Below are 10,221 nucleotides of genomic sequence, written 5' to 3'. Positions count from 1 at the left end.
AACGACCGTGGCGGGTTCAACCGCGACAGCCGTGACAACCGCGGTGGCGGCTTCAACCGTGACCGTGACAACGACCGTGGCGGCTTCCGCCGTGACAACGACCGTCCGTTCAACCGCGACCGCGACGACCGTGGCGGCCACCGCGGCTCGGACCGCCCGTTCAACCGCGGCGGCTCGGACCGTCCGTTCAACCGCGACAGCCGTGACACCCGCGGTGGCGGCCACCGTGGCTCGGACCGTCCGGCCTTCCGCCGCGACGACCACCGTTCCGGTTCCGCCGGCTCGGGTTCGTCCTTCGGCCGCCGCGACGACAAGCCGCGCTGGAAGCGCAACGGCTGACACTTTGTGTCCGGCCTAGGTCTCTGACCTGCGGAAGCGGGCTCACCCTTCGGGGTGGGCCCGCTTCCGTTTTCTCTTCCTTCACATGCGTCACCGCTGTTACGATCCGGCCTCCTGCATGAGGTGGGTGTGGCCGGGGGGCTTGGCCCGTACCTCGATGCGTTCTCAGTGTTCTCGGGGAGGGAACCTCTTGGCCCGGCATGCGCGCATGCGCTCTCGGGCGGCCCGTCGGATGCGTATGTCCGTCGTCGTGGCCGCCGCAACAGCTTTCAGTGTCACGGGACTTACGGCGTCGGGGGCGGAGCCGGCGGCGAGCGCCGAGATCACCGTGCCGGCGACGATGCGGACCACGCCGACGCTGCACCGCACCGTCATGACGGCGGGCAGCACGGGCTTCCTGCACCAGAGCACCGTGCCCAACGATTCCGGCCTGGACTGGACGTCGTACGACGGCACGACGCGGCGTATCGAGGGCGGTGACGGAAAGGGCGCGGTCAGTCCGCTCGAGTACTACGGCGCCGCTTCGGACGTGGTGGCCCTGCGGACCGGGACCACGCGTGATGTCGCGATGACGGACATGGCCACGGGCCGGTCGTGGAAGGTCACCGTGCCGGCCGCGCTGCAGTACAGGTACGCCGTCGGTGAGACGGTGGTGGCCACCGGTGCCGCGAACGCGGCCGGTGAGGCCACAGAGGTGCACCTCCTGAGGGAGGTAGGCGGCACCACGGTCGACCGCAAGGTCACAGGGATGCCCGCTGACGCGGGGATCCTTTTCATGGGACGGGCCTCGCAGCAGGGCTTCATGCTGCAGTTGCGCATCACGGGTGCGACCAGTTCGAAGTACGCATGGGTCGATCTGGTGAGCGGGCAGCTGGAGGTGCTGCCGTTCAACTCCCAGACGACGGTGACCGGCCGCCATATCGCGGTGGCCGCACCGGGGCCGGCCACGGAGGTCTACGAGCAGGGGCGCTTCGACGCTCCTGTGCACAAGCTGCCCAAGATTTACGACGGCACGGAGGTCAGGACTCTTGGAGTTGTCGACAACGCGCTGATCATCGGCCGCTACGACGCCGCCTACGGTTCGAGGAGCCCGAGCGCCGCGGTGTGGCGCGTGTTCGAGGTGCCCTTCGACGGAGCTCCTGAGCGGGAGATCCTTGCCCGGGCGATCGTGGACCGCGTGGCGGTCCGGCCGGACGGCGGGCTGATCCTGACGGGTGGCGCGAATGCCGAGCAGTTCGGGTTCCACGCCATCACGGCTGATGGCTCCGGCGGGGTGCGTACCGAACTGCTGCACCGCGTTCCCCCCACGCCCATGGCGATCCAAGGGGTGAAGCTCGACCAAGGGCGACTCTCCACGGTCGAAAACGGCGACGGGAAGACCGCCGTGTACACGCGCGATCTCACCGATGCGGATCCGGGATTTGGACCGAGAACGCAGCAGGGAGCCCTGGCCGGAGCGCCGACGTGCAGCGCGACCATACTGCGTTGCCCCGCGCTGGTGCCCACCGGTGACGGCCGGACGGTGTACAGAGGCAAGGACGCAGCGGGCAACGACGCCCTGTACGTGGTGAGCGGGGACAACTACCCCGGCACGCCGGTGCCTTTGGACCTCGGTCCGGTCAACGACTACTACGACGCAGTCCACGTCCAAGCGGCCAGGGGCGATCTCGCGCTGATCCGGAAGGACACCACCGACTACGAGCGGAAGCAGTACGTCGTGGACATCGACGACGGCCGTACGCTCCAGTCCGGCGTCGGGGCTCCGTCCGCGCTGTCGGGCGACACCCTGTGGACCGCCGCAGCGCAGGCGTCCGACGGGAAGCTGACCGTCGCGGCCAAGAACGCGCGCACCGGCGCGCAGCAGGCGGTGTTCACTGTCGGATCGGGTTGTCAGACCGCCTCGGACCTCCAGGTGGTGTCGCGTTGGCTGTACTGGAAGTGCGGGTCCACCGCCGGCGTCGTCGACCTCGGTACGGGCAGGAACGTTCCGGTTCCGGTCGTCGACTACGAGAAGGCGGCTGTGCTCGGTGACGGCTTTGTCGTCACAGAGAGCGCCCCGACTGGCCAGTCCTCCCAGATCGACCGCTACGACGTGCGCAGCGGCACCGCCGTGGCACAGCCCCTGGGCAAGGGCGGCGCCCCGGTGGTCGACCCCCGTACCGGCGACTTCGCCTTCCGTGCATGGCGGGCGGAGTCGGGTGACTGGAGCGATGTGCGGGTGATCCGGGGGCAGCAGACCGCCGCCGATCTCGTCTCGACCCACAGCAGGGTCTCCCCGACCGTGGAGACCGACTCCACCCCCGTCCCCTGGCAGGGCGAGTGGTGGGTCACCGAGAAGGCCCTCGTACCCACCGTCACCATCAAGGCGAAGAGCACGGGCAAGACGGTCGCGACCGTGACCGGCCAGGCCGGCACCCGTTCCCTCACGGCGACGTGGGACGGCAAGGGTGCCGACGGAGCGCTGCTGCCCAACGGCACGTACGTCTGGAGCCTGTCGGCGCAGCCGGCCGACGGGGCCGGGCCCGCGCTGACGAAGACCGGGACCGTGCGCCTGAGCGGCGGTACGGCTGTCAGGCGCGACCACGCGGGCACGACAGCCCGGCCCGACGGAATCGGTGACCTGCTCACCCTCAACTCCTCCGGCACCTTCACCTTCCAGCACGGCACCGGCAGCGGGACGTTCTCCGGGCAGACCTCGGGGAGCGGCTGGTCGACCTCCACCCTCGCCGTCCCCTTCGGCGACCTGAACGGCGATCGCTGCAACGACGTGCTCGTGCGGATGCCGGACGGCAGGATGCGCGCCTACACGCCGGCCTGCGGTGCCGCGCTGCAGCCGACCACGCAGCACAAGGTGCTCGGCACGGGCTGGAACATGCACAACGTGCTGACGGCGGCGGGCGACCTGACGGGTGACGGCCGCCCGGATCTGGTGGCGCGCAAGGCGGCGACCGGTGAGCTGTTCGTGTACCGCGGGACGGCGTCGGGGACCGTGGGCTCGCCGATACGGGTCGGCAGCGGCTGGGGGGTCTACAACCACATCGCGGGCACCGGCGACCTGAACGGCGACGGCCGCGCGGACCTCCTGGCCCGGCACACGGACGGCACCCTCTACCGCTACGACGGCCTGGGGAACGGTCTGTTCGCGCCGCGCGCGAAGGTCTTCACGAACTGGGGCGGCTCCTACAACGCGGTCATCGGCGCGGGGGACATCACGGGGGACGGCAAGGCGGATCTGGTCGTACGGGACAAGGCCGGAGTCCTGTACCGCAACACCGGTGACGGCAAGGGCTCCTTCTCCGGCCGCACACAGATCGCCACCGGCTGGGGCGGCTACAAGGGGATCTTCTGACGGCAGGTCCTCCCTGACCGGGCGCCGCGGTCGGCCACGTCCGCCGTCCGGTTCCTGACCTGCGTAAAGAGAACGGGCAGCGGACCCGCCTTCACGGGTGGGTCCGCTTCTCTTTTCTCTTCCTTCACATGCGCCCCGGCTGTTACGATCCGGCCCTCGCGCGCGAGATGGGTGTGGCCAGGGGGGCTCGGCCCGGATCTCGAAGCGCTCTGAAGAGTTCTCGGGGAGGGACCCTCTTGGCCCGGCATGCGCGTCTGCGCTCTCGGGCCGCCCGGCGGATACGCATGTCCGTCGTCGCGGCCACGGCAACTGCCGTCAGTATCACGGGACTTACGGCGTCAGGCGCGGCTGCCGACACGCCGACCCCCATCACCACCGACGGTGTCTGGGGTATCGACTTCGCCGGCGGCACGCTGCACACGGTGGAGCGTGGGGCGAACGGCAACAGGTGGATCTTCTCTCGCGCCCTCTCCGCCGACGGCACGACGGCGAGCGAGCGGATCGGCTACGGCTATGCCGACGCCTTCGCGACCGGCTCCCATGTCCAGTACGTGCCCTGCGACGCCGGATCCTGCGTACCGCTGCGCACCTCCGGAAACGGCCACTCCCTGACCTTCATGGTCGGCTCCACAGGTACGGAGCGGGCGGAGGTCCGGGTCGACCCGACAGGCATCAGCTCGAACGAGGAACCCGCCGTCACCGGTGGGCGGTTCGTCGACACCACCGGCAATTTCTACGTCTACAACGCGGCCTCGACCGGCAAGCAGTACGTCGACTACACCTCGCCCTTCAGGACCACGGACCTGCGCCTGACCCGGTCCATCACCGCCGCCTCGGTCTGGGGCACCAGGCTGTGGACCGCCAACTCGGCGGCAGGATCCGTCAGTGCGCTCGACCTGAAGAAGAAGCAGGTCGTCGAGACGGTCTCCGTGGGCGCTCCCTGCTCGGTCAAGGAACTGCAGGCCATCGGCCGCTGGCTGTACTGGAACTGCGGCCCCGCCGGAGCCGCCGGGGTGTACGACCACACGACCAAGCGGAAGTTCACCGTGCCGTCAGGGCCGGCCCTCGTCGGTGACGGATACCTCGTCCAGCACGACCGCGCCGCGGGCAGGCTGATGCTGACCGACTTCCACACGGGCGCGGCCGCCCCCGCGCGGGAGATCGCCGATCTGCCGGCCGGGAACACCGCCGACCAGCGCCGACTCACCTGGAGCGTCGACAAGTTCGGCGGCGACATCGCGTACGTCGGCGGGGACAACGCCCTCCACGTCGTGCAGAGCGGGGTGCCCGCACAGCCGCTCGGAAAGATCGACTCGGATCTCGCCGATGCCGACTTCAGCGTCAAGTCCACGACCGGCAGCCAGATCTGGAACAGCACCTGGCAGCTCAACAAGCCCGCGCACTGGACGTTCACGGTCAAGGACGTGCTGGGCAGGACCGTCCGTACGATCAAGAGCGAAAGCCCCAGTACCGAGCCCGTCGTCGGATGGGACGGCAGGACCGACGACGGAGCGTGGGTCCTCAGCGGCAAGCACCGCTGGACCCTCACCGCGACGGCGGCCGACGGCGGCGGCACGTACACGACGAGTGCCGACATCGGGGTGTACGAGGCCCGGCACGGCTTCCACGACCTGGGCTACTCCTCCCACGGCGACCTCATGACCCTCAACTCCAGCGGGGTCCTGAGCACTCACTTCGGCAACGGCGCCGGTGCCTTCCCCTCGAAGACCTCCGGCAGCGGCTGGCCGGCCGGCACCCGTGCCGTGCCGTTCGGCGACACGGGCAAGGACCGCTGCGCCGAGCTGCTCGTGCGGATGCCGGACGGCGAACTGCGCCGGTACACGGGCAAGTGCGGCGGTGGTTACGTGCCGCACAGCAGCCATCTCGTACTCGGCAAGGGCTGGGGCCAGTACGACGTGCTGACCTCACCGGGCGACCTGAACGGCGACGGCCGCTCCGACCTGATCACGCGTCAGACCACCACGGGTGACCTGTACTTCTACGCCGGAACCGCGGACGGAAGGCTCGCGGCCCGCGTGAAGATCGGGACGAACTGGAAGACGTACGGGCGGATCACCGGAGCCGGCGATCTGACGGGCGACGGCAGGGCCGATCTCCTCGCGCACGACAGGAACGGCTTCCTGTGGCGCTACGACGGCCTGGGAAACGGGCGGTTCGCGCCGCGGCAGCAGGTGTTCTCCGACTGGGGCCGCTCGTACAACACCGTCATCGGCGTCGGTGACATCTCCGGTGACGGCCGGGCCGACATCGTCGTCCGCGACAGCGCCGGCAACCTCTACCGCAACAACGGCAACGGCAAGGGCAGCTTCAGCGGCCGCGTGAAGATCGCGGCCGGCTGGCAGACGTACAAGGGGATCTTCTGATGCGCCGTACCGTTTCGCGCACCGCACGCCGTCTCGGGGCGGTGCTCGCCTCCACGGCCCTGTTCACGGGACTCCTGGACGGCGCCCTCGGGCAGGCGCCCGAGGCACACGCGGCGGTGTCCGTCCCGTCCTGGGTGATCCCGCTCTACTACCAGGACGAGGGCACCCAGGTGACCCGGGTGTGCACCGGGATCGTGCTGTCCCCGACGAAGACGCTGGCGACGCCCGACTGTTTCACGGGCATGGGCGAGGCCGACATGGTGTGGGAGTACAACAGCAGCGGAGAGCTGTACGGGGGGACCAACTACCCCGGCTATCGCACTCATCCGCAGTTCAACGCCACCACCCGTCAGGCCGCGCTCGCCGTGACCAACCGCCGCACCCCCGACAACGCGGGCAAGCCGGTGCTCGCGAGCTCGGCGGACAGCGCCCTGTACGCGCCCGGGGCCACAGCGGTCTTCTCCTCGTGGACCGGTCTGGTCGAGGACCAGCGCTCCAAGCACAGCGAGCAGGTCGTCATCAAGTCGGCCGCGGAGTGTGCCGCACTGCTGGGCAGCCCGCTGCCCTCGGGCATGCTGTGCAGCGCGCCGGCGCCCGGAGCACCGCCCGTCGCGGACGCCGACCAGTGCCTCGGGGACGCGGGTGGCGCGCTCGTGGCGGGCGGAAAGCTCATCGGGATCTCGGCCACCCGGAGCGCCGGCTGTGTGCAGTCGGGCGTACGTCTGTACACGCGCGCCTCTTCGCATCGCGCCGTGATCGGCAACTGGGCCACGGACGTCGACATCCGCAGCAGCGATCTGGGCAGCTTCCTCGGGCGACAGTCGTACGACCTGGTGGACGTCTGCGCGCCCTATCCGGGGTCGAACCTCGGCTGCAAGCCCGACAACACTGGCTCCTTCAGCGTCCGCGGCTACAACACCGTCCTGCAGGCCGGCGACCTGAACGGGGACGGCTTCGGCGATCTGCTCGCCCGTACGTCCGGCGGAACCCTCTACCGGGTGCCGTCCGGCGACTTCGATCCGGAGTTCGACCGCCGCTCCAAGATCGGCACAGGCTGGCAGATCTACGACCGCATGGTCGCGACCCGCGACCTCTCCGGTGACGGGAACCCCGACCTGGTGGCGCGGGACAAGGCCGGAGTGCTCTGGCTCCACCGCGGTACGGGCAAGGGCGGGTTCGTCGGCCGGCTGCGCATCGGCAGCGGCTGGAACACCTACACGGCGCTTGCGGGCCGCGGAGACCTCTCCGGTGACGGGATTCCCGACCTGGTGGCCCGGGACAAGGCCGGAGTGCTCTGGTTCTACCGGGGCACCGGCAGGAGCACGTTCGCCGCGCGCACCCGCGTCGGCTCGGGCTGGGGCCAGTTCAACGCGATCATCGGCAGCGGGGACTTCGACCGCAACGGCATCCAGGACCTCGTGACGCGGACACCGGCCGGGGCGCTCTACGTCTACAACGCCAACCACAAGGGCAGCTTCGTCACACCGCCGAAGAAACTGGCCACGACCTATATGAAGGGTTTCATCAGCCTGTCCTGAACAGGACGCCCCTTCGCAAGCCATACGACCGGCCCGGAAACCGATACTCGATCGGAGCTCCGGGCCGGTCGGGCTATGCTCGGGGGTGCCATCGGCAAGGACCGTTAGCTCAATTGGCAGAGCAGTGGACTTTTAATCCATTGGTTGTGGGTTCGAGTCCCACACGGTCTACCGCACCGGAGAAGGAGACTTCTCCGATCCGCACCGCAGCGCCCGGGCCCACTCCGGTGGGGTCGGGCGCTGTTGGTTCGGGGCGTGTCGCGGGGCGCCTCGGCCGGGGCCGGGCTTCAATGCGTCTGCCCCTTCCCGCTGTTCGAAGCGAGACGTCGTGAAACGTATCTGCGCATCGGGCGCCCTGACCGCGCTCGCACTCCTGGCGGGCGTCGCCCCCGTCGGTACCTCCGCCTCCGCTGCCTCCGCTGCCTCCGCCGCCCCGGCCGCCCCCGCACCGGACCCGTACTCCTATGCCGGTGTCCTCAAGGCCGCGCCCAAGGGGCTCGACCAGGGGGTGGGCGGCGTCCTGCAGATCAGCGATCCGCTGCTGCACAGCCCGAAGGACCAGGTCACCAACGAGATCTCGATCGTGCGGGGCGACAACGAGTCGCTTGTCGAGGTGGGCTACCGAAAGTTCCGCACCGGCGGTCCGACCCTCATGGTCGGACGGTGGGCCGGGGGGAACTTCCTGGACACGGACAAATTCCGCACCACCCACAAGACCAACCGGCCGGACATGCGGCTCGACCGGTACGTGGGCAAAAAGGTCCGGTTCGCCGTTCAGCACCGTAAGAACGCCTGGTGGGTGTGGTTCGACAACGCCTGGCTCGGCTATTACCCGGACTCCTTGTGGCAGGGCAGGTTCACATCCGGCGACACGACGCACTGGTACGGCGAGGTCTTCTCCCCGGCGCGTCCGCCGCTGAGCCAGATGGGCAACGGCCGGCATGCCCGTGACACGCGTGCCGAAGCGATCGACGGCATGTGCCAGTACGACACCGTGCGCTGTGTGCCGATCAAGGGCGGCGTCCGCAACGAGACCAGCCCCCGGTACTACTCGCTGCAGTACGCCGGCGGCTCGTCCCAGCGCCACGGCGGAACCGGCGCCGCCGGGCCCGGCCGGTGCGCGCGGCCCGTCGGGGGTGCGATCGGAACGAAGTGGCGGGCCATCGGCGGGTTCGAGAGCCGGCTGCGCTGCCCGCTGGCACCGTCGAAGCCGACGCCCGGTCGCAAGGGCTACTACCAGCACTTCCAGGGCGGCTCCCTGTACTGGTCGCCGGCGAGCGGCGCGCACCCCGTCCAGGGCGCGATCCGGACGAAGTGGGCCTCGCTCGGCTGGGAACGCGGGCGCCTGGGCTTTCCCACCTCCGACGAGCGGAAGACCACCGGTGCCCGGGCCGGGGAACGCCACGGAGTGCGCGTGCGCCAGACGTTCCAGGGCGGCGTGCTGATCTGGGACAGCCACACCCGGCGGGTGACCGAGGCAAGAGGCCGATGACGTCCGTGTGTGCGGACTGCAAACGCTGCCGCGGCCATGCCGTGGTGAACCTCGTCAGGTCGGTCGTCCGCGGCGGTGCTCTGCTCGTGGCCGCGGCCACGTTCCAGCATTCCCCCACGCCGGCCCCGGGCTGCAAGAACTGCGGGCACCGCTGGGGTCTGCACGCCGGTGCCGACAGGGATTCCGACAGCAGACTGCGCTGAGCCCCGGTCGTCCCCGTGGGTAACATGCGGTGCTCCTCAGGCCGGGCATAGCGTGATCACATGCAGACCTGGCGCCCGCCCGGGCTCCTCAGGATCATGCACGGCCTGCTCGCCCTCGTCAGCCTTCCGCTCGCCGCGCTGATGGTCTACCTCGGCGCTCGAGACGACGACGGCACCGCCTGGCAGGCGTACGCGATCGCCGCCGTCCTCTTGGCCTGCGCCTTTCTCTTCGTGGTGTGGACCTTCAACCGGCGCATCACACTCACCGACCGCGAGGTGCGGATCCGCAACACCCTCGCCGAGCGGCGCATCCCCCTCGCCACGGTGGTGTCTGCGGAGCCGAAGCGCAGCGGTGTGTTTCTGACGCTCTCCGACGGATCCGTTGCCAAGGCGATGGCCGTCGGCAACTACTACTGGCTCGCTCCTCATCTGTCCCGCGCGGACAAGGTGGCCGAGGAGATCACGTCGGCCGCCCGACGGGCGCGAGCGTAGAGAGGCAGCGCTCCAGGGTGGCGGGGCAGACCTGCGGCAGGTTGACGAGGCAGCCCTACGCCGCCATGCAGTCCTACGCCGCCATGGAGTCCGGCCGGTCGTGGAGTCCCCACCGGTGGCGGCACTTCCTGCATGCCTGGTCCGGGGGGTCCAAGTCCGCGAGCGTGACCAGAGCCAGCAGCCTCCAGCCCGTATGCACCACCGATCTGGTGGCGTTCACGACCAGATTGCTCCGGCAGCGCTTGCAGTCCGCACAGGTGGGTCTCACCGGCGCTCCCTCAGCCGTTTCTGCCCCCACTGCAGGATCCGCCCGGTACGCCGTACGCGCACCCCGTGCCGAGCCTGCGGTCGAGCGGCTCTTTCGGGGAGACCGCCCGCCCGCCCGCCTCGCGCGAGTAGGCTCAAAATACGGTCGCCCTGGACC

Annotated in this window: 5 protein-coding genes, 1 tRNA gene and 1 pseudogene; all 7 read left to right on the top strand. The window is 69.8% G+C overall.

What is annotated here, in order from left to right; translation table 11 throughout:
- Window positions 1–339 (top strand): annotated as a pseudogene (locus ABT367_RS13875) (DEAD/DEAH box helicase); the annotation flags it as partial.
- Window positions 340–589: 250 nt separating this feature from the next.
- Complete coding sequence (locus tag ABT367_RS13870; RefSeq protein ID WP_352252917.1) at window positions 590–3,688, top strand: FG-GAP-like repeat-containing protein; 3,099 nt, start codon at window positions 590–592, stop codon at window positions 3,686–3,688.
- 284 nt (window positions 3,689–3,972) lie between these two features.
- Complete coding sequence (locus tag ABT367_RS13865) at window positions 3,973–6,072, top strand: FG-GAP repeat domain-containing protein (protein ID WP_352252915.1); 2,100 nt, start codon at window positions 3,973–3,975, stop codon at window positions 6,070–6,072.
- Complete coding sequence (locus ABT367_RS13860) at window positions 6,072–7,610, top strand: FG-GAP-like repeat-containing protein (RefSeq protein WP_352252913.1); 1,539 nt, start codon at window positions 6,072–6,074, stop codon at window positions 7,608–7,610. Before ABT367_RS13865 ends, ABT367_RS13860 begins: the two co-directional genes overlap by 1 nt.
- 98 nt (window positions 7,611–7,708) lie before the next feature.
- Window positions 7,709–7,781, top strand: a tRNA-Lys gene (locus ABT367_RS13855).
- Window positions 7,782–7,938: 157 nt separating this feature from the next.
- Window positions 7,939–9,102 (top strand): neprosin family prolyl endopeptidase, encoded by a 1,164-nt coding sequence (locus ABT367_RS13850; RefSeq protein WP_352252911.1) that lies wholly within the window; start codon window positions 7,939–7,941, stop codon window positions 9,100–9,102.
- Between the two features lie 263 nt (window positions 9,103–9,365).
- A complete protein-coding gene (locus ABT367_RS13845; protein ID WP_352252908.1) occupies window positions 9,366–9,797 on the top strand; it encodes a hypothetical protein in 432 nt (143 codons plus the stop codon).
- The last annotated feature ends 424 nt before the right edge of the window (window positions 9,798–10,221 follow it).

The organism is Streptomyces mesophilus, assembly GCF_040300965.1.
GTDB classification, from domain to species: Bacteria; Actinomycetota; Actinomycetes; order Streptomycetales; family Streptomycetaceae; genus Streptomyces; species Streptomyces mesophilus_A.
This window is presented reverse-complemented; position numbering and strand designations above follow the sequence as displayed.